Origin of the sequence: Nitrospira sp., assembly GCA_029194535.1 — a bacterium.
GTDB lineage: Bacteria > Nitrospirota > Nitrospiria > Nitrospirales > Nitrospiraceae > Nitrospira_C.
In genome coordinates this window covers 233,316-252,400 of record JARFXR010000002.1, presented here as the reverse complement: position 1 = coordinate 252,400, position 19,085 = coordinate 233,316, and the positions used below count along the sequence as shown (strand labels likewise).

Annotated in this window: 15 protein-coding genes and 1 tRNA gene; 6 read left to right on the top strand and 10 right to left on the bottom strand. The window is 59.5% G+C overall.

What is annotated here, in order from left to right; genetic code table 11:
* Positions 1–14: 14 nt before the first annotated feature.
* On the top strand, positions 15–2,198 hold the full coding sequence (locus P0111_12645) for a type I secretion system permease/ATPase (GenBank protein MDF0644871.1): 2,184 nt from the start codon (positions 15–17) through the stop codon (positions 2,196–2,198).
* 14 nt (positions 2,199–2,212) lie between these two features.
* Positions 2,213–3,643 (top strand): HlyD family type I secretion periplasmic adaptor subunit, encoded by a 1,431-nt coding sequence (locus tag P0111_12640; protein ID MDF0644870.1) that lies wholly within the window; start codon positions 2,213–2,215, stop codon positions 3,641–3,643.
* Positions 3,644–3,754: 111 nt separating this feature from the next.
* Here the strand turns inward: P0111_12640 and P0111_12635 are convergent, their stop codons facing one another.
* Complete coding sequence (locus tag P0111_12635) at positions 3,755–5,092, bottom strand: DUF72 domain-containing protein (GenBank protein ID MDF0644869.1); 1,338 nt, start codon at positions 5,090–5,092, stop codon at positions 3,755–3,757.
* Between the two features lie 95 nt (positions 5,093–5,187).
* Here P0111_12635 and malQ point away from each other — a divergent pair, with 95 nt between their 5' ends.
* The 3 genes from malQ to P0111_12620 all read left to right on the top strand — a co-directional run bounded on the left by malQ (position 5,188) and on the right by P0111_12620 (position 10,154).
* The gene (gene malQ, locus P0111_12630) at positions 5,188–7,437 is read left to right on the top strand and encodes a 4-alpha-glucanotransferase (protein MDF0644868.1); all 2,250 of its coding nucleotides are present in this window, start codon (positions 5,188–5,190) and stop codon (positions 7,435–7,437) included.
* 138 nt (positions 7,438–7,575) lie between these two features.
* A complete protein-coding gene (locus P0111_12625; protein MDF0644867.1) occupies positions 7,576–8,730 on the top strand; it encodes an ATP-binding protein in 1,155 nt (384 codons plus the stop codon).
* Between the two features lie 8 nt (positions 8,731–8,738).
* Entirely contained in the window at positions 8,739–10,154 is a 1,416-nt protein-coding gene (locus tag P0111_12620) for a sigma-54 dependent transcriptional regulator (GenBank protein MDF0644866.1), read from the top strand.
* Between the two features lie 48 nt (positions 10,155–10,202).
* Here P0111_12620 and P0111_12615 read toward each other — a convergent pair whose 3' ends face one another.
* The 9 genes from P0111_12615 to P0111_12575 all read right to left on the bottom strand — a co-directional run bounded on the left by P0111_12615 (position 10,203) and on the right by P0111_12575 (position 18,290).
* The gene (locus tag P0111_12615; GenBank protein MDF0644865.1) at positions 10,203–10,649 is read right to left on the bottom strand and encodes a hypothetical protein; all 447 of its coding nucleotides are present in this window, start codon (positions 10,647–10,649) and stop codon (positions 10,203–10,205) included.
* Positions 10,646–11,056 (bottom strand): Lrp/AsnC ligand binding domain-containing protein, encoded by a 411-nt coding sequence (locus P0111_12610; GenBank protein ID MDF0644864.1) that lies wholly within the window; start codon positions 11,054–11,056, stop codon positions 10,646–10,648. Before P0111_12610 ends, P0111_12615 begins: the two co-directional genes overlap by 4 nt.
* Positions 11,057–11,064: 8 nt before the next feature.
* Positions 11,065–11,739 carry a hypothetical protein gene (locus P0111_12605; protein MDF0644863.1) on the bottom strand — a complete coding sequence of 225 codons (675 nt, stop codon included), beginning with the start codon at positions 11,737–11,739 and terminating at the stop codon, positions 11,065–11,067.
* A 919-nt stretch (positions 11,740–12,658) separates the two neighbouring features.
* Positions 12,659–12,901, bottom strand: a complete 243-nt coding sequence (locus tag P0111_12600) for a hypothetical protein (GenBank protein ID MDF0644862.1) — start codon at positions 12,899–12,901, stop codon at positions 12,659–12,661.
* Positions 12,902–13,480: 579 nt separating this feature from the next.
* Positions 13,481–13,557, bottom strand: a tRNA-Arg gene (locus P0111_12595).
* Between the two features lie 74 nt (positions 13,558–13,631).
* Positions 13,632–15,008 (bottom strand): DUF4340 domain-containing protein, encoded by a 1,377-nt coding sequence (locus P0111_12590; protein MDF0644861.1) that lies wholly within the window; start codon positions 15,006–15,008, stop codon positions 13,632–13,634.
* Positions 15,009–15,013: 5 nt separating this feature from the next.
* Positions 15,014–16,537: a DUF4350 domain-containing protein gene (locus tag P0111_12585; protein MDF0644860.1), complete on the bottom strand. Its 1,524-nt coding sequence runs from the start codon at positions 16,535–16,537 to the stop codon at positions 15,014–15,016.
* Positions 16,534–17,304: an ABC transporter permease gene (locus P0111_12580; protein MDF0644859.1), complete on the bottom strand. Its 771-nt coding sequence runs from the start codon at positions 17,302–17,304 to the stop codon at positions 16,534–16,536. Before P0111_12580 ends, P0111_12585 begins: the two co-directional genes overlap by 4 nt.
* Positions 17,301–18,290 carry an ATP-binding cassette domain-containing protein gene (locus tag P0111_12575; GenBank protein MDF0644858.1) on the bottom strand — a complete coding sequence of 330 codons (990 nt, stop codon included), beginning with the start codon at positions 18,288–18,290 and terminating at the stop codon, positions 17,301–17,303. Before P0111_12575 ends, P0111_12580 begins: the two co-directional genes overlap by 4 nt.
* Before the next feature lie 255 nt (positions 18,291–18,545).
* Between P0111_12575 and P0111_12570 the strand changes: the two genes are divergently transcribed.
* Positions 18,546–18,902: a hypothetical protein gene (locus P0111_12570; GenBank protein MDF0644857.1), complete on the top strand. Its 357-nt coding sequence runs from the start codon at positions 18,546–18,548 to the stop codon at positions 18,900–18,902.
* The last annotated feature ends 183 nt before the right edge of the window (positions 18,903–19,085 follow it).

Genomic DNA, 19,085 nt, shown 5'->3' with positions numbered 1-19,085 from the left:
CAAGGCAGCTAGGCATGACGCCGGCGTCACCAAATTCACATCCTCAAGAACCGGTCTCGTCCTCGTCTTTTCCGGTCGAGGACACCGGCCTCATGTGTCTGCTCATCATGGCGCGCTTTCATGACGTGCCGGCCGATGCGGCGCAGTTGCGCCATCAGTTCGGCAGGTCCGGATCTCCGTTCACCGATATCGATATTCTGCGCGCTGCCAAACATCTCGGACTCAAGGCCGGCCTCCATCGGGCGCAATGGACCCGTCTGCCGGGGACTCCGCTCCCTGCAATTGCGAAGCGAGTCGACGGCCGGTATGTGGTCTTGGCCAAGATCGAAGGCGACAACGCGTTGATTCAAGACCCGGTGCTGGGGCGCCCGCTGGTCCTGCTGCGCGAGGAGTTCGAATCGGGTTGGACCGGCGAGCTGCTGCTGTTTACGAAGCGCGCTCATCGTAGGATTCAAGATGTGAAGTTCGATCTCACCTGGTTCATCCCGGCGATCGTGAAGTATCGCAAGTTGCTGGGCGAGGTGCTCCTGGCCTCGTTCTTCCTGCAGCTGTTCGCCCTCCTCACGCCGCTCTTTACTCAAGTGGTCATCGACAAGGTGCTCGTCCACAGGGGTTTCACGACATTGCACGTCTTGGCGATCGGCATGATCGCCCTGGCGATGTTCGACGCGGCACTCGGGGGACTGCGCACCTATTTGTTTTCGCATACGACCAGCCGCATCGATGTCGGCCTGGGCGCGCAATTGTTCCGTCACATCCTGGGGCTCCCGCTGGCGTACTTCGAGGCGCGGCGCGTCGGAGATATGGTCGCGCGGGTGCGCGAGCTGGAACACATCAGGCAGTTTCTCACGAGCAATTCCGTCACCGTGGTCTTGGATCTGTTCTTTACGTTCGTATTCCTCGTGGTCATGTGGTTCTACAGCCCCATGTTGACGATGGTCGTCATGGCCTCGTTGCCGTTCTATGCGTTCTTGTCGATGACGATCACACCGGCCATCCGAGCCAGGCTCCATGAGAAATTCAATCGGGGCGCCGACAGCCAGTCATTTCTCGTGGAAGCGGTGAGCGGTATCCAGACGATCAAGGCCCTTGCCGTCGAGCCGCCGTTGTTGCGTGCATGGGAGGAACAGCTCGCCGCCTATGTGCGGGCCAGCTTTCGGGCGGCCGTTCTCATGACAGGAGCGAGCCAAACGGCGTCGTGCATTCAGAAGATCACCGTGGTCGCCGTGCTCTGGGTCGGCGCCTATCGAGTGATCGACGGGGATCTGACCATCGGCCAATTAATCGCCTTCAATATGTTGTCGGCCCAGGTTACGGGCCCGCTGCTCCGTATCGTGAACCTTTGGCAGGAGTTCCAGCAGGTCGGCATTTCACTCCAACGGCTGGGCGATGTGCTGAACACCCAAGTGGAAGCCTCGCACAGCGCCAATCGGACCGCGCTTCAGTCGCTGCGCGGACAGGTCGCCTTCGAGGAAGTCAGCTTCCGGTATCGTCCCGACGCGACTGAAGTGTTGCGCAACGTCTCGTTTTCGATCGCGCCGGGACAGATGATCGGGATCGTCGGACGGTCAGGATCCGGCAAAAGCACGATTGCCAAGTTGATCCAACGGCTCTATGTTCCCGAGCGCGGGCGCATCCTCGTCGATGGCGTGGACGTGGCACAGGTCGATCCCACTTCATTACGCCGGCAGGTGGGTGTCGTGCTCCAGGAAAACTTCCTATTCAATCGCTCGATCCGTGACAACATTGCCTTGACCGATCCCGGGATCGGGGTTGAACAGGTGATCCAGGCGGCCAAGCTGGCCGGGGCTCATGAGTTCATCCTCGAACTGCCGGAGGGTTATGACACGCTTGTGGGAGAACAGGGATGTTCCTTGTCCGGCGGGCAGCGTCAGCGGATCGCGATCGCACGAGCCTTGGTCGCCGATCCGCGGATTCTGGTCTTCGACGAGGCCACCAGTGCGCTCGACTACGAATCGGAGGCGGTCATTCAGCGAAACATGGCTCGGATCTGCAAGGGGCGGACTGTGTTCATCATTGCACATCGATTGAGCGCGGTACGGCAAGCCCAACGCATCTACGTCGTGGCAAGCGGGGAGATCGTCGAAGACGGCACCCACGATGACCTGCTTGGGAGAAACGGTTCCTATGCGCGACTGTGCCGGATTCAGGACGGGCGGCTGGAGCTGGGCATCTGAGAGGATCGTGATCGATGGCGTTCGGGACGCTGATACGGCATTGGACGGTGTGGAAGTCAGTTGTCGAAAAGGTGTCGGGAGTCGGTCGGAAGGACTTCCGACCCCTGGCGATAGAATTTCTTCCTGCCGTGCTGGAAATTCAGCACGCCCCGCCGTCGCCGATCGGCCGCGCGATTGTCTGGCTGATCCTGGCGGTGTTTACGTCCGGCGTGCTGTGGGCCACCTTCGGCTGGATCGATATCGTGGCCATCGCCCAAGGCAGGATCATCCCCAGCGGGTATTCCAAAGTGATTCAACCCTATGAAGCCGGTGTCATCGTCGCCATTCATGTTATGGATGGTCACGTCGTCAAACGGGGCGATGTGCTGATTGATCTTGACCCGACGTTGAACCGAGCTGATCGAGACCGGGCATCAAACGAATACTGGGCCGCCAGAATCGAAGCGGCTCGCTTGCGGGCATTGATCGCCGGTCAATCGACCTTCGAGCCCCCCGCTGATGGAGATGTAACCTATGTCGGTTTGCAGCAACAACTCCTCCGCGATGAGCTGTCCGAGTATCAAGCGCGCCTGCAGGCGGCGCTGTATGTGATCGATCAACGGAAGGCCGCCATCGAGCAAACCAAAGAGGACATCCGTCGGCTGGAAGCGACCGTACCCATGGAAACTGAGAAGGCCGAAACGTTTAGGTCGCTCCTGGAATTTCAGGCCGCGACGAAGATGGAGTATCTCCAGGCCGAGGAGCAGCGAATCGACAAGACACAGGAATTGGCCGGACAGCGCATGAAGCTGATTCAAGACCGTGCGGCCCTGGCGGAAAGCGAAAAGAACTATCGGGTGTTCGTCTCGGAATTTCAGCAAACCAAGCAGGCGGAGCTGGCGGCTCTTGCAACCAAAGCCGCCTCTCTCGCCCAAGAGGTGACGAAGGCCGGACAAAAGGCGGCGCTTCAGCGGCTCACGACGCCGATCGATGGAGTCGTCCAGCAACTGGCTGTGCACACGGTGGGGGGAGTCGTCTCCCCGGCTCAACAGCTGTTGGTCGTGGTGCCGGAAGATCATCCTGTGGAAGTGGCGGCGCAGGTCGAAAACAAAGATGTGGGGTTCGTCCAGGAAGGTCAGTCTGTCGAGATCAAGGTGGAAACTTTTCCCTTTACGCTCTACGGCACGATCCCCGGTCAGGTGATCACGGTGTCGGATGACGCGGTCCCGCTCGACCGGGAGAAGCCGAGCGCAGTAGAACCGCGTCCGTCACAGGCAGCCGGGCAACTGGTCTACGCCACCCGGGTGAGATTGGAACGGTCCACCATCCTCGTCAATGGGAAAACGGTGAACCTCTCGCCCGGCATGGCCGTCTCCGTCGAAATCAGGACCGGGAAACGACGGATCATCGAATATCTCCTGAGTCCACTGCTGAAATCGCTCCAGGAGAGCCTGCGCGAACGCTAGACTTTACAAGGATCAATACACGGGGCGGGATAAGGTTCAAGTGTGACCGACAGCGCCTCGCGCCTGGACCTGTCGCAGCTTCCAGCCGGGTCAATGCAAAGGAACGATGCGCTATTTCACGAGCCAGACGCGGTAGGTCTTGGCGGCGAGCGGCTTGGGAACTCTCAGGACGCCGGTGGCGCCGGGGTTCATGACATCGTCCCCGGACGCGTTGCGCCTGGCGGGGTAACGCTCGGTGCGGATCAGAAACTTTTGATCGTCGTAGAAGTCCACCATAATGTCCGCTGTTTCTCGCAATCCGCCCTGGTAGCTCGTGTTCAGCCAATCGAGACGCCGCAACGCTTGGTATTCGACCGAGATGGTGCCGTTGGCTTCTTCGCGGACTGCGAGGAGCTTGAGCGAGCGGTTCTGATCGAGGCTATCCTCAGTGCCACTACCGCCAGCGAGTTGAGTTCGAATCGCTTTCACGCTCTCGTCCACGACCAGCGTCCCCCGGACTCGACACGTGACGGTCTTGCCGCGCTGGAATTGCTCGAGAATCTGCTGATCCTTGACGTACTTGGTCACGAGATTGTTGGCCACCTCACGGAGCAGCACCGAATCGACGACGTTGGCGGTCTGGTCGCGATATAACGGCGATTCGATCACTGCCAGTCTCCAGGCTTCGCGGCAGGCCAGCGTGAGGGCATCGGACGGTGTCTCTGGCTCATGAAATGTGTACCGGTACTCGCCGGTCACTTCGGTCTTCTCCGGGGCGGCCTCCGCAGCTATGGCGATCAACGGAGCAAGAAGCAAGAGACCAAGGACTCGTGACGTCGTACGTCTGTATAACATCGCCATGGGCCGCCTCCTCTGCCGTCGGGACGATCGAGCATCAGCCCGACTGCGGAATGACGTGGACATCGTACCATGGGCATCGTGCGACATAAAAGCAGCCGGGGTGGGCTTCACCGGTAGATGCGCGACCGATGGGTCGTATTTGGTGCGAGACTCGGGTTTGCCGGGTATGGCAGTGCGGCCGGTCGCAGCCGACAGCTTGATGTGTACCTTGTTAGAGGTTAAGCGGTTGTGTATGTGGATGACATTGTGCGCCCGGAGGATCTCGCCGTAATGACGGCCGAGCAATGTTGGATTCCGGACTTTGACGCCATAGAGCGGGCCGGATGGGAGCTGTTCCAAGAGGTGATCGAGTCGATCCAGAATGACCGGCAGTTTGACGCCCCAGCGCTGATATTCGAAGATGAACGGGCCGAGCCTGTCGCCAAGGTCTGTTGTCGCCGGATTCAGCACCGATTCGCGAAACAGCGGGGGCTCTTCCTCACTGAACCGGGGCGCGGCATACTCCGCGAGCGTGTCTTGGTTGAAACGGCCCTTAGGATCAGGCCGATGGTAGAGCAGTGCCTGCCCGTTCGTAGGCCCAAGAACTGGTCCCGAATCGCACCAAATCACGGGAGGTGGTCATAGGCACGCATTCTGCTGAAATCGTGTTCAAGAACAATAGGATAGCTTGACTTGATTGGCAACTTCACTCAGACTCGTCCCTTATGTCCGCTTCCTACGATTCTTCTCTCCTCGCGACACTGGCAGAACGGGTCGGCATCGCCTCGGAATATTACGACATCGGCGGGGCGCTGCACGTCGCCTCCGATGACACGAAGCGGGCGATCCTCTCGGCAATGGGATTCAATGTCCATTCGACCGAAGACCTCTCCAAAGCCTTGCGAGATTGGGATGAGGCTTCTTGGTGCCGTCCCTGTGAGCCGGTGCTGGTGGTGCGCGAAGGCACAGGTGAAGCGGTCATCTTCTGCTGTCTGATGCTTGAAGACGGCAAGGAACGGTCCGTCGTGGTGCAGTGGACGATCAGCGATGAAAGTGGCCAACCAGTACAGACCGGCGAGGCGGGGCCGGGATTGTCAGCGGCCGAAGTCCGTTTCGTGGGTGGGCAACGTCACGTTCGGCTGAGCTGCCGATTACCGGGTGATTTGTCGATCGGTTACTACACAGTGACGGTTCAGGCTTCCGGGCTGGTAGGCGGCTCGTCCGGGACGATCCGTCTGATCGTGGCGCCTCAGCAATGCTATCTGCCGCCCGCGCTTGCGGATCACCGGCGTATCTGGGGCATAGCGCTGCAACTCTATGCCTTGTCGTCGAATCGGAATTGGGGCTGCGGGGACTTTACGGATCTGGGCGCGGTAGTCGAGTGGGCCGGCGCCTCACTCGGTGCCGGATTGATCGGGCTCAATCCGCTGCACGCTTTGCGCAACAGCGCGCCACACCATACCAGTCCCTATGCACCGGTCACCCGTCTGTTTCTCAACGAGCTTTATGTCGATCTCGAGCGGCTGCCGGAATTCTGGGCGTCGCCGGAGGCGCAGCGTCAGTTTCAGGCCCCGGAGTTTCAATCCAAGCTCAAGGCTCTGCGCGAAAACCGCCGAGTGGACTATGACGTCATTGCCGCAGCGAAGCGCGGTTTGCTGGATCTGGCCTATCGGCAGTTTTTGAAAGAGCACTATGTCGGAAACGAGCCTGATTTGGAACCGAAGACTGCCCGCGCCAAGCTCCTCGAGCGGTTTATTCGGGCCGAAGGGGAGCCGCTGGAGCTGTATGCTACGTTCCAGACGCTGGAGGAGGAACGCCGACTGATTCAACCCAAGGCGTCGTCGTGGCGCGATTGGCCTGCTCAGTTTCAGTCCCCTGGACCGGCTGTCCGCGAGTATGGGAAGCGGCATCGGAAGCGTTTGCGGTTTTTCCAGTATATCCAGTGGGTCGCGTCGGAGCAGTTGGGTGAAAACCGCAGGAAATCCGAACAGACGGGTATGGCGATCGGGCTATACAATGATCTGGCGCTCGGAGCGGAGCGGTTCGGAGCCGAGTCTTGGATGTATCAATCCGTGCTGGCGCTCGATGCCGACTGCGGGGCTCCGCCTGATTCACTGGGACCGCAGGGACAGAATTGGGGGTTGCCGCCGGCCAATCCGTTGGCGCTTCGCGCCGGTGGTTATGAACTGATCATCCGTCTGTTGCGCAACAACCTCCGATTCGGCGGCGCGATCAGGTTGGACCATGTGATGGCGCTTTGTCGGCTCTTCTGGATTCCGCGCGGAAAACCGGCCGCGGAGGGTACCTATGTGCACTATCCATTCGAGGAGTTGCTCGCGATCGTCGCGCTGGAAAGCGTGCGAGCCAGGACTCTGGTGATCGGTGAAGATCTCGGGACCGTCCCCGACTGGGTACGCGAGGAGCTGGCCAAAGCCAGGGTCCTGTCCTATCGCGTCTTCTACTTCGAACGCCACGGTGACGGAACCTGCAAGGCGCCGAATGAATATCCCGAACAGTCGCTCGCCGTCGTCGGGACCCATGACCTGCCGACGTTGACCGGCTTCTGGTCTGGTGAGGATCTGCAAGTCAGGGCCGGATTGGGGATGCTGGGAGACGATGAGGCAAAGCGCCGAGCGTGGGAGGACCGTCGTCGCGACAAGGGGCATATGCTGGAGGCACTCGCCCGCGAGGGCTTGTTGCCGGAAGGCTTGTCTACCGACCCGGACTCCGTATCCTCGATGACGCCGACCCTCTGCCGGGCCATCCATATCTATCTGGCGGGCAGCATGTCCGCCGTCGTGCTGGCCAATCTGGAGGACGGCTTGGAGGAACTGTCGCAGACCAACCTGCCGGGTACCATCGATGCCCATCCCAATTGGAATAGAAAGTATGCTGTTCCGGTCGAAACCCTGCCTATCGACTCCCGGTTGCGAGACCTGGCTGCGGTCTTGCGTTCCATACGCCCGCTAGGCTAAGACCTTCCTTCGGAGATGCGGTCTGCGTCGGCCTCCCTTCCGGGTGGAGAGCGGCGCTCTCAACGGCGGACTTGCTCCACCCATGCCGGCTTGCCGCTTAGGCGTGGATCCCTGTAGCCTCGGCCATGGACGTTGACGATGAACAAGCAGAACCGCATTCTTCTGGCCGTCGCCGGAGTCGTTTTTCTTGTCATTGTGATTCTGGAAACCGCTGCGCCGGCGAACATCGTCGCCGCGTACGGGCTGGTGTTTCCCATTTTGCTGGTCGCGCGGCTGCGTAATCGGGCGCTCATGGTGCTGACCGTCGTCTGCTGCTTGGCGGCGACCTATCTGGGCTTGATGCAGCCGACGAAGCCCGGACGATTTCAGGCCGCGGTGATCAACCGCTCCGTCGTGGCGGGCGTGCTGATGGTCGTGGCCTACGTCGGTGTGACGTGGGAAGAGCGGAAAGCCAGGGAGGCAGCGGCAAAGGCGGCGCTGGCGCAACAGACCGAAAGTTTGCTGCGCGCGAATACGCTGTTGGTCGATGCGAAGGATCAACTGAACCGCTCGGAACGCCTAGCCGCCGTCGGGCAGCTCGTGGCTTCGGTCGCCCACGAGGTCGGAACGCCGCTGCATTCGATCGCCTGGCACGTTCAAGCCCTGGCCGAGGAACCGGGCGTCACGACGGAAATGAAGAAGCGCATCACGGTCATCGACGAGCAGCTCAACCGTGTGGTCCGGATCATCCAAGACCTGCTGTCCTCGACGAGACAGCGCAAACCCGAACCGGTGTGGATGTCGGCGGAGCGGGTCATCAATCCGGCCACGGCACTGATGGAGCCGGCGTTCCACGCAAAAGGCGTGTCCTTGAGCGTGGAGTTGGCGATCGGGATTCCCTACGTGTGGGCCGATGCGGAGAAGGTGCATCAGGTGTTGGTCAACTTGCTCACGAATGCCTTGGCGGCCACGCCCCAACATGGTTCGGTGGTCGTGCAGGCGAGCGGTCGCGCCGCCACAGTCGAGGAGGTGGATGTGGCGCGCCGCATGGCTCCTGACATGACGTCGATGATGGTGACTATCGCCGTGCGTGACACGGGGGTTGGGATGCCAGCGGCGGACGTGCAGAGGGCCTTCCATCCATTTTTCACGACTAAGGAAGTTGGCAAAGGGACCGGATTGGGACTATTCTTGAGCCGTGAAACGGTGGCAGCGCACGGGGGGAGCCTGTCTCTCCAAAGCGAAGCCGGCCGTGGGACCGTGGTTACGGTGACATTGCCCGGGAAGATGCCGGAGCCGGACACAACGGTATAGAAATGCTCATGAATGTCGCAACAATTTTGGTGGTCGATGACGACGCGGTGGCTCGGGAGCTGCTGGCGGAAGCGTTGAAAAAGGAAGGCTACAACGTCGAGGCCTTCGGGAGCGGCGAAGAAGCCATTGCGCGAGGACGAGAAGGCTCGGTGGATCTGGTGCTCACGGATATCCGCATGGGGGCCGTGGACGGCCTCACGGTGCTGCGCGAGTTCAAACGGACAAGTCCGGACACCGCCGTCGTGGTCCTGACGGCGTTCGGTTCGTTGGAAGGGGCGATCGAGGCCATCAAGCAGGGCGCGTACGACTACTTGGCCAAGCCGTTCAAAAAGGAGGAGATCAAGCTCGTCGTCGAACGGAGCTTGGATCACTGCCGCCTGGTGCGGGAAAACGCCCGGTTTCGAGAAGAGCTCAAGGGCAAAGAGGACTGGTCGCCGTTGGTGGGCAGCAGTCCCGCGATGCTCGAAGTCTATAAGCTGGTCGCCCGGGTGTCGGAAGGAAAGAGCACGGTGTTGTTGCAGGGCGAGAGCGGAACCGGTAAGGAATTGATCGCTCGCGCCATCCACGCCAATGGTCCCAGGCGGGAGAATACGTTCGTGCCGGTGAATTGCGGTGCACTCCCCGACGCACTGCTCGAATCGGAGATGTTCGGGCATGAGAAGGGCGCTTTTACGGGAGCGGTGGGCACCAAAACGGGCCTCTTCGAGTCGGCCAGTGGAGGCACCCTGTTTCTCGATGAGATCGGAGAGCTGGGGCAGGCGCTACAAGTGAAGCTCCTGCGCGTCATGCAGGAGCAGGAGGTGAGGCGGGTCGGTGGGACGGCCTCGATCAAGGTCGATGTGCGGATTATCGCGGCGACGAATCGGGACTTGGAACAGCTCGTCAAGGAGGGGAAGTTTCGTGACGACCTGTTCTATCGCCTGAATGTCGTCCGTATCACGTTGCCCTCGCTGAAGGAACGCCAGGAAGATATTCCCATGCTGGCCCACCACTTTCTGCAGAAGTGGGGCGTCGGCGCAACGCGAGCTGTGAGAGGGTTTCATCCAGATACGCTGGCGCTGTTGCAACAATATCGGTGGCCGGGCAATGTACGTGAACTGGAAAACGCCATCGAACGGGCCATGTCGTTGAGCCGGGGCCCGCTCCTCACGCCGGACGATCTTCCGGCTGCCATTCGGCAGGTGGGAGCGGAACCAAGCCAACGGGTGGAGCCGGCGGAATCACCTGGCGAGGCCTATCTCACGTTAGAAGAAGTGGAGAAACGCCACCTGATACGCGTGTTGAAAGAAATGAAGGGTAACAAGGTCAAGGCGGCGAAGGTGCTCGGCATTGACCGGCGAACGCTGTACCGGATGGCGAACCGTTTCGGAGTGGATCTTGGTGACGACGGAGATGGAGGCGATACCACATCCGCCTCGAACTGAATCGAGTGGTTTCTGTTGCGCAGCCGGATGGGATCTCTAGGCCGATCCTCAGAGGAGATGGAGGGCGTTCTTGATCAGCCGGAGTTGGTTTTCAGCGCATTGAGGCAAGGCCGTCGGAGAATCCTCCCACCTGGTGAACAGCCCGTCTTTTCCCTCATACAGCACGTGGAGCCGCAGCCTGGTGCTTCCCTCCGATGCGGGAGTCACCCGAGTTTCCACCCGACTCCTTCCCGTTCCGAATCGCCAACGCAACATCCAGTCCCAGGGGCCCCGTATCTCCTGCCGGTAGTCGGTTGCTAGGCGTTCATCGTCCTTGTGATCGATGTCGTAGCCCCCGTCGGTCAGTACGTCAATGACCGCGGTGCTCACTTTGTCGGCCGGAGCCGGTAACATGACGTCAATGATGTCTGGTTCATGAGGGATTCTGGGCCCAGCACACGCGAGGGTTCCCAGGAGAGACAGGCAGAGGACGATTTGAAGAAGGATGGTGATCACTTGACCTTGGTGTCCTTCAATCGATACACCAAATGCGTGTCGGTCTGAGTCACTCCTTCGATGGCATGAATTCGGCTGAGCACTAACTGCGTCAAGGCGTCTTGATCCGCGACTTCCACGACGACAATGATATCGGGTTTGCCCCAGCAGGGATCTACGGTCTTGATCTGTTTAATGTCGCGTAGCGCCCGGACGACGCTGCTGGTCTGCCCTGGAAGTACGTGAATCAATACATAGGCCCGGTCCGCCATAACTACCCCGCCGTCAACCGGCGCGTGGATCGTGCAAGGCACCGCCGGAATGGCAGGTTCCCCATCAACGTAGCGGATGCCCCGTGCGCCTGTCAACGTGCCGGTGGTGGATTTCGCTGGGGGTGGAAGGGCGGGGTCGGACTTCGCTTTCTTCATCGATGGCCTCATTTCGGTGCGACGTAGACGTCGACGGTCAATTGGTCGCTGATACTGATGAGATCGCTCTCAAGCCCACGAGGATTGCCGATGCGTCCTTCGGGGTCGTACACAAAATACAGGAGCGTCGAGCATCGCTTCAGCGTTCTGCAATGCTCGATGTCGGCCCGCAACTGCTCCGTGAGGTCTCTGCTGTTCAATCCGGACTTGGTCTTCTTGACGATGACGGCAAGGCGACCGTCGTTGAGAAGGAACATGGCGCGTGGCGTGCCGTTGGCATAGCCTGGCGCCCACTCGCTCGTCTCGATGTCGTCGAAGGAAACTCGAAGTACGGCATGTAACAGATCCTGGGCATCGAGTTCGTCCTCGACATTCAGCGTGGGGCGGTACTCGCCGCGAAGGCGAAGCTGTCTGGCGATCGTGTGGAACCGCGTGCAAAGGGATTTGACCGTCTCCGCAGGATCGGGTCCTGGGGCGGTTCCAGGTGAGGACTGTGGTTTCGATGAAGGCGACGACTCCGTGGACAGGGTCTTTGGAATCGAAGAAACGGGTACAGCCTCGGACTGTTCGAGATCCGGGGGGGCAAGCTTCGATTCGACAACAGCGGGAGACGCTGATATTGGGATAGGTGGCGACACCGGCATCGATACCGGTAGGGAAAGCGATGCAGCTGTGGGTGCCATAGTTTGGGATTCCTGCAATGAAGATTGTACAGGTGCAGCGGGAACCGTGGGACGAGGTGGAAGCGGGTTCGAAGTCGAGAGGTGAATTGACTCAGACGTCGAGGGCGCCGGAGCTGGTGATCGAGGGATTGCACTGGAGGCGTCGACCGTCTGGGGGTTCGTCGCAGCCTGAGGGGTCTCAATGAGACTAGATGGAAGAGGAGCCGATATCGGTGCGTTCAGCGTTGGGTTCGGTGGCTCAGGTGCTGCCTGCTGAGTGCCGGTTAGCGGTGCCGGTGGTACAGCCGATGGCTGAGTCATGTCCAGATTCGTGGTCAGGGCCACGGACATCGTAATGGGCGGAGGTACAACAGGAGTTGCAGGGGTGATAGTCACCTGGGCTGTCGGAGTCGACGGAGGCACCAGCGCCAACGAGGGTCGTGGCGAGGCAGTCGGGGGTACTGGGACTGGGGCTGACCCCTCAGCGATTGGGAGCGGAGGTTTCAGCCCTTGGAGTTCCGATCTCCTGTCCTCAAGGGCGCAGATGAGACTTTTGAGGAGCGCAACCGTCTGCTTCGTGTCCGCCGGTGTCTCCACGGAGAGGCGATGTTGTCGGTAGGTTTGAAATTCCGGCGACTTGTCTCCAAACGTCTTCTTGATGCATTCCTTGAGTTGCAGTTCGGTTCGAGCTCGGGCACCTTCCAGATAAGGAAATCCGTCGCGTCCCAGATCCTCGATCTGGGGAATGAAGCTCTGAAGACGTTCGATTCCCTGAGCAATGTCTTCCAGCATTGCGGTCTTCGACCGCGCGCGATCTGCTTTTACTCGTGCCATGATGCGTGGAAAAAGTGTAGCGAAGGCCGTAGTTTCTGACAAGAAAACACCATAAAACTGACAGTCATGTGCATCGTCTGCACGACGAATTTCGAGCGAGCAGTTCCTAGGCTGCCGAGTCGAGCTCGGCCAATTCCTCGTCAAGGCATGAGTCCTGAGACACGACGATCGACGCTGCGGTGACCATACGCTCATCATGTTGTTTCCGACGATTCTGTTCTAGGACCGCATCAAGCACATAGCCGCAATTGATGCACCGCCATGTCGTAGTCCACCATTCGCCGCCACTCTCCAACAGATCCACGAAATGGTCGCGAACCATGCAACCTTGGCAACGATGACAATTCATGTGGCGCTCCCTTCGACGAGGTTACCGTGATCCAATGATGAAAAAATATCCGACTTCTTGGAGTTGGGTTAGACCGGAAAGGAGTACCTCGGAAGTAGGGACGGTCGAGATCTTGAACGAGCTAACTCGATGAATCAACAGAAAAATCTATCTGAGGGCAGTAGGAGATGACCTGCAGAAGCGTGCTAGACGAGTAAGCGAACTCAACACTGTATGAGAGGTTGTCCGGTAGTCCGGGCGACAAAGAGCATCTACCGAGGCGGTTGATCCGGAGTCGAAGGGAGAGCGTGTGTCGACCTGGTACTGGCGCGAGTGATAGGCAGAAATCGAAAAGCCATCCGGAGATTCATCCGCCGGCCTCACGAACAAAGCGACCTGAACCGTCGGCGCGTACGACGAACGGAGACACATCATTGCAGTTGTCTCTCCCGCGCGGTCGGATGCGACAAATACACGAATGCGACGATGAGGCGTCGGCCCACACGCTACTAAGAGGATATCGGGTACTGGAGGTGCTTGTCTGCGGGGCGCAGGACGATAGTTCGAACAGCAGCCCCGCAGGTCACCCGAATGCTGGTTTGGTGCCCCCGACACGAATTGAACGTGCGACCCGCGGTTTAGGAAACCGCTGCTCTATCCAACTGAGCTACGGGGGCGTGAGGAGTACGATACTGAAGGCGATCGAGAAAGTCCAGGCAAGGAACCCGTGAGGACCGGTCCGCTCCATCAATCAATGGGTCGACCGATCGCCTTCGCCTGCGGAGCCGAGGAGCTCCTTTTTCGACGGGATCTGCTTGAGCAGGTCGGCACGAACTTGATAGATGCCCTGCAGACGGTGCCCCATCGCATAGACGAGTCCGTTGGATTGGCTGCCGAGGGAGAGTTTGCCGGCGGGCTTGCCGTCCTGTCCAGTGGCGACGAATTCCGCGGCAGGGGATACAAGACCATACGGAGCCAGAGGGCCGGACTGCTTCATCACCCGTTCTTCAGCCGGCGCATTCACCACCCGGCTCACAAACAGATCGGCGGTCTGCTGATTCACCTTATCGGTCGGATGATCTTCCAACACCCACTCGCCGTTCTGGTTGATCAGTACATAGTGTTCCCCAGCTGTCTTGACCGAGAGCATGGCGATGTCCGGCGCGTCTACGCCGAGCAGCCGTTTGTCCTGCAGGTTGAAGAGTTCCTTCGTGAGATCCCTGATGGCCGTGGGATTGATGCGATAGAGCGGAGCATCTGCTGTCGTTTCGGCGATGGCTTCCCCGCTTGACGGGTCCGGTTGATAGAGCTTGACCGTCTGGTCGCCGTCCGCAGCATGAATGGTGACCTTCACTTTCGGAGCGTGAAGGGTTTTGGCCAACGTGTCGCGCTCCGGCCCGGGATCAACCACGCCGAGCGCTTTCAGGTCTTCAAGGCGGAACAGCAGCATGCGGACTTCGTTCAAGTCGGCTTCGGCCTCGATCGGATAGCGGATCTTCCACTTCGGTTTCGGCTTTTCGTTCACGTTGTACAGCACGATTTCGGTCGTCGGGTACGTCAGGCGTATGCGGTCGACGTCACCCTTGACCACACGCAAAATGTCTTTGCGCCGGAAGGTCATCAGGCTCTTGTTGACGAAATCCTTCGGCGCCATGTCCGTGAGCAGCAGGGCACGGTCGGATTCCCGCAGGACGTAGAGGGTTGAAGATAGAGGCCCGGTGTCGCCGATGGAGAGTGCTTCCTTCGTGGCGCCGGCCGTGATCGTAACCGTGGTCACCGGAGAGTCAAGTCCGAACGGCGACAAGGCGGTCGGATTCTCTTCGACTACGCGATGCACCGATCCTGTCACGAGCGCACGGATCAGGCTTTGGACCTCGCGCTGGTCCGCGTCGGTCTGCAGAGGAGCGGTCATCACCCAGCCTTTCTCGGCAGTCCGCTCGAACACCAATTCTCCTTGCTTGGTCTTGAAGGTCAGGCCCGTCAACGCCTGCTGATCCAGCAGCAGCACCTTTTTCCTTTCAACCGCGCGGCGTTCTTCGGTTTCCTTGGCGGGAAACTCGACGAGATACAGGTAGAGGCCGAGACCTCCGAGGACGAGGGCCATGAGCAGCGTAGGCCAGTATCTCATGAGGGTTAGAGCCGGCGGCGCTTTCGCCACACCGTCAGTCCGGCGACGCACAGCAGAGCCGGAATGAGGATGACCTGCACGTAGAGCAGCGTTCGTTCCTGAACCGGATTGGGAATGAACGGCTTCAGCGCCTGGTCTCTGGGACCGATGGCAAGCAGTTCGCGATCATCCGCCAGCCATCCGGTGGTATGCAGTAGGAAATCACTGTTGCCTGGAAAATTGACGAAGCCGTTGGTCGCGAACGTACTGTTGCCGATGATCACGATCCCTGCTCTCGGCTTACCTTCGACGGGCGGTTTCTTGGGTGCCAAGGCCGCCGCCATCGGGAGCGGGCCTTTGATGTCTTCCTTCTCATTGAGGCTCACGACCCGACCCTTTAAATCCGTCTCGGCCCAGCTATTGGGAGAGGTGCGTGCGAGCGGCACGTAGTCCCAGTCCTTCCCCTTCTGCTCATCGAAAGTGATATGCCTGGCGAGTGGGAGCAGCACGGCCGCGGTGAGGTCCTGCGTAATCTCATGTTCGGTGAAGGTGCGGACGAGCAATGCGGTAAGATCACCTTGTGCCAACCGGTCTTGCAGATCGACAAGCACTCCAGGACCGAGTCCGAGACCCCAGCGGGACAGGAGGGGAGAAAGATCGGTCTGCGTACCCGGGTCCACCATGAGCAGAAGTCGGCCTCCGGCCTCCATGTATGTCCGGATGCGGTCCAGTTCATCTGAGGTGATCGGCTTGCGGGGCCCTGCCAGCACGAGAATGGCCGTGCCGTCCGGAACGAAAGATTGGGACAGCAGGCTGATCGAGTCGACTTGGTATCCCTGTCGGGCCAGCAACTCCTTGGCGGAGGAGAAACCTGTCCGTTCCTGGTCATCGAGGCTGTGTTCCCCGTGTCCGTCCACGAATAGAATGCGCTTTTTCTCGTCGCGTGCGACGCGCATCAATGCGCCGGTCAATTCTGCTTCGGATGGATTGGTCACGCGGATCGTCTGCGTCCCGCTCTCGAAAATGGCCGTGTCGGTTCTGGTGATCCCGTAGGATTGCGCCGCCTTCGGTTGTCGTTCCGGATCGACGAATTCGACCGTCAGCTTCGAACTCGCCTGCCGATAACTGTCGAGTCGTTCCTTGTAGGACTGATAACCTGGGTCTTTTTCTCGGGTGAAGACGGTGATCTTCACGTCGCGGGGCAGGCTGCGTAGAACCCGATGAGTTTGAGGCGCGAGCGAGAAGTTTTGATTTTCGGAGAAGTCCCAGCGGACCGAGTGACGGGCGGACAGAAAGTTCACGATCGCCAGAATGCCGATCATCAACAGGCTCAAAAGCAAACTATTGGCCCCGAGACGGGTCGAACGACGAGATGAAAAGGTCTTCAGCGATTGGAAGTGAACGATAAAGAACGCGATGAGGCAGACCAGCGCCAGTCCTTCTACAGCCGTCACGAGCCAGAGTTTGTCGGGCGCGAGGCTATAGGCGACTGTACCGGCGATTGCCAGCGCCGTTCCCAATACACCGAGCGGCAGGGTTCTGACGTTCATCTCCATCTGGCGGAATCGACGACGCGGTGCGCAAGAAACAACACCAGGATGATCGCGGTGGCAAAATACACCAGATCCTTCGTGTCCACGAGGCCGCGCACCAGGTGGTCATAGTGCTCCATGAAGGAAACGTAGGAGATGACCTGTCCCGCCGCGGTATCGCCCAGAAGAGAGCCGAGACCCGCAAGGAGCCATAGAAACAGCAACAGGCCGAAACTCAGGAATGCCGCGACAACTTGATTCTCGGTCAATGCGGACGCCAGAAGTCCCACGCCGAGAAACAACGCGCCGAGCAACGCCAGGCCGAGATAGCCGGTCAGCACGGGGTGCCAATCGAAATCGCTGAACAGCGACAGGGTCAGCGGGATGAGGCCCGTCCATGCAAGCAATCCCCCAAAAACGAGGAACACGCTCGTGAACTTGCCGGCGACGATCTCGTTCAATCCGACAGGCGAGGTCATCAGGAACTCAAAGGTTCGAAGCTTTCGCTCCTCCGCGAAGAGCCGCATGGTGAGGATCGGCAGAATGATGAGGAGGACGAATCGGACGCTTGCAAAGAGGTTGCGGAAGACGAGGTCGTTGAGGTTGATCTGGGCCTGGCTGCCTTGGATCTGCATCAGCTGGATCGCCTGGGCGCCCGCGAACACGATGTACAGATAGGCCAGCAGTCCAACGATGAGCAGGAACACCGCCCCGACGACGTAGACGACCGGGGAAACGAAATAGGAGCGCAGTTCTTTGGAGACGATGGCGCCGACCGGTGTCATGCTGAGGTCTCCGTGCTTCCCATGGGTTCGAGTTCGGATTCCTGTTCCGGCTGGCCCATCCCTTCCTCGTGCCGAGTGAGACGGAGAAAGACGTCTTCCAGCGTCATGGAGATCGGTTTGAGTTCGACCAGACCCCAGCCGTTGGTGACTGCCAAACGGCCGACGTCTTCGCGAATGTCCTGACCCAATTCGGACTCCAGCAGGAAGCTGCCGGCTGCGCCGTCGGCGAACACGTGCTGCACACCGGAAATCTGCTTGAACCGGGCTTCGACATCTGCCGGCGGACGCTTGAGGATTACGGAAAGTTTTTCCGAGTTGCGCAAGCGGGCGGAGAGTTGATCGGGAGTGTCTTCTGCAACGATACGTCCGCCACTGATAATCACAACCCGCTGGCAGACGGCGGTGGCTTCTGGAAGGATATGTGTGCTGAGAATCACCGAGTGTGACCCTGCCAGACTTCTGATCAATTCGCGAATTTCGATGATCTGTTTTGGGTCGAGCCCGACGGTCGGCTCGTCGAGTATCAAGACGGGAGGATCATGAAGCAGGGCCTGAGCCAGTCCCACACGCTGGCGATAGCCACGAGAAAGATTGCCGATCAATCGGTGCTGGACCGGCCCCAGTCCCAACCGTTCAACTTCACGAGTGATGGCCGCGGTCAGCGTGTCGCGCTTCAGGCCGCGAAGCTGCCCGACGAATCGAAGGTACTCGTGGGTCGTCAATTCTTGATAAACGGGCGGCGTCTCCGGCAGATAACCAATTCGTCGCTTCACGTCCAACGGTTGGTCAAGGCAGTCGTATCCTGCGACCCGCGCCGATCCTTCCGTGGCTGGAAGGAAGCAGGTGAGAATCCGCATGGTCGTCGTCTTGCCCGCCCCGTTCGGGCCAAGAAAGGCCAGCACCTCTCCCTTGGCGACGGAGAAAGTTACGCGATCGATGGCGGTGTGCTGTCCGTATCGCTTGGTAACTTGCTGAACGTCAATCATCTGTCGTCACTGGTGTGCCTGTGGCTGATGGTGTGCCTGCGGCTGAACGGATGCCGTCGAGGACTATACAGGCGGGCTGCTCATCGATGTCCGGTCCATTGAAGACAAGGCATCTTACTCACCCCGTGGAGGGCAGTCAATATCGATGGCGCGGGAGACTAAAAGATCGGCGCAGGAAGCTGATCGTGGAATCGGCAACTTTACAGGCGCCGAGCATCCTGTTAGAGTCCAGCACACTTCGAACGGCTCCTGGCAATGAGAGACAGAATCGTCACGCCGAGTCGGCGTTGGTTTTGGACAGCGGTGGTGGCGATCGCGATCGGGTTGCTCTCCGTTCCTGCCAGTGAGGCCGCTCAAGGACGGACCTACAAGGTACAAGGGATTGTGATCGGAGTGACCTCGAATCAGTCGCCCCAACTGATTGTGGTCAATACCCCGATCACACCCAAGAATTTTATGACTGTCGGAGCCACCGTCACCGCTCAGACTAAGATTCTACGGGGGCAGAAAAAGGTCCCTCTCCATAATATACGGGTGGGCGAGAGCGTTTGGCTCACATATGTCAAGAGCCCTGAGGGCCTGCTCGCCCGAATGATTCAAGCCAAAGGCTGATGTCTTTCTGAACCGGACCAGTAAGGCGATCGGGTCGCATTTCGATGACGGGGAGTCTTGGCCACATCCCTGTGCATGTGATGATATGTGACTGATCCTGTGCTCCAGCCGAAGGTAGGGGCGGGGGCTACGCTGTCGGTATTGTTGAACGACAGCCCCGGTTTTAAGTTGGACCGGTGAGAG

What these genes read in the sequence shown, in the direction of transcription:
- P0111_12645 (MDF0644871.1), top strand. Translation starts at nt 15, where the DNA reads ATGACGCCGGCGTCACCAAATTCACATCCTCAAGAACCGGTCTCGTCC.
- P0111_12640 (MDF0644870.1), top strand. Translation starts at nt 2,213, where the DNA reads ATGGCGTTCGGGACGCTGATACGGCATTGGACGGTGTGGAAGTCAGTT.
- malQ (MDF0644868.1), top strand. Translation starts at nt 5,188, where the DNA reads ATGTCCGCTTCCTACGATTCTTCTCTCCTCGCGACACTGGCAGAACGG.
- P0111_12625 (MDF0644867.1), top strand. Translation starts at nt 7,576, where the DNA reads ATGAACAAGCAGAACCGCATTCTTCTGGCCGTCGCCGGAGTCGTTTTT.
- P0111_12620 (MDF0644866.1), top strand. Translation starts at nt 8,739, where the DNA reads ATGAATGTCGCAACAATTTTGGTGGTCGATGACGACGCGGTGGCTCGG.
- P0111_12610 (MDF0644864.1), bottom strand. Translation starts at nt 11,056, where the DNA reads ATGAAGAAAGCGAAGTCCGACCCCGCCCTTCCACCCCCAGCGAAATCC.
- P0111_12605 (MDF0644863.1), bottom strand. Translation starts at nt 11,739, where the DNA reads ATGGCACCCACAGCTGCATCGCTTTCCCTACCGGTATCGATGCCGGTG.
- P0111_12600 (MDF0644862.1), bottom strand. Translation starts at nt 12,901, where the DNA reads ATGAATTGTCATCGTTGCCAAGGTTGCATGGTTCGCGACCATTTCGTG.
- P0111_12590 (MDF0644861.1), bottom strand. Translation starts at nt 15,008, where the DNA reads ATGAGATACTGGCCTACGCTGCTCATGGCCCTCGTCCTCGGAGGTCTC.
- P0111_12585 (MDF0644860.1), bottom strand. Translation starts at nt 16,537, where the DNA reads ATGAACGTCAGAACCCTGCCGCTCGGTGTATTGGGAACGGCGCTGGCA.
- P0111_12580 (MDF0644859.1), bottom strand. Translation starts at nt 17,304, where the DNA reads ATGACACCGGTCGGCGCCATCGTCTCCAAAGAACTGCGCTCCTATTTC.
- P0111_12575 (MDF0644858.1), bottom strand. Translation starts at nt 18,290, where the DNA reads ATGATTGACGTTCAGCAAGTTACCAAGCGATACGGACAGCACACCGCC.
- P0111_12570 (MDF0644857.1), top strand. Translation starts at nt 18,546, where the DNA reads ATGAGAGACAGAATCGTCACGCCGAGTCGGCGTTGGTTTTGGACAGCG.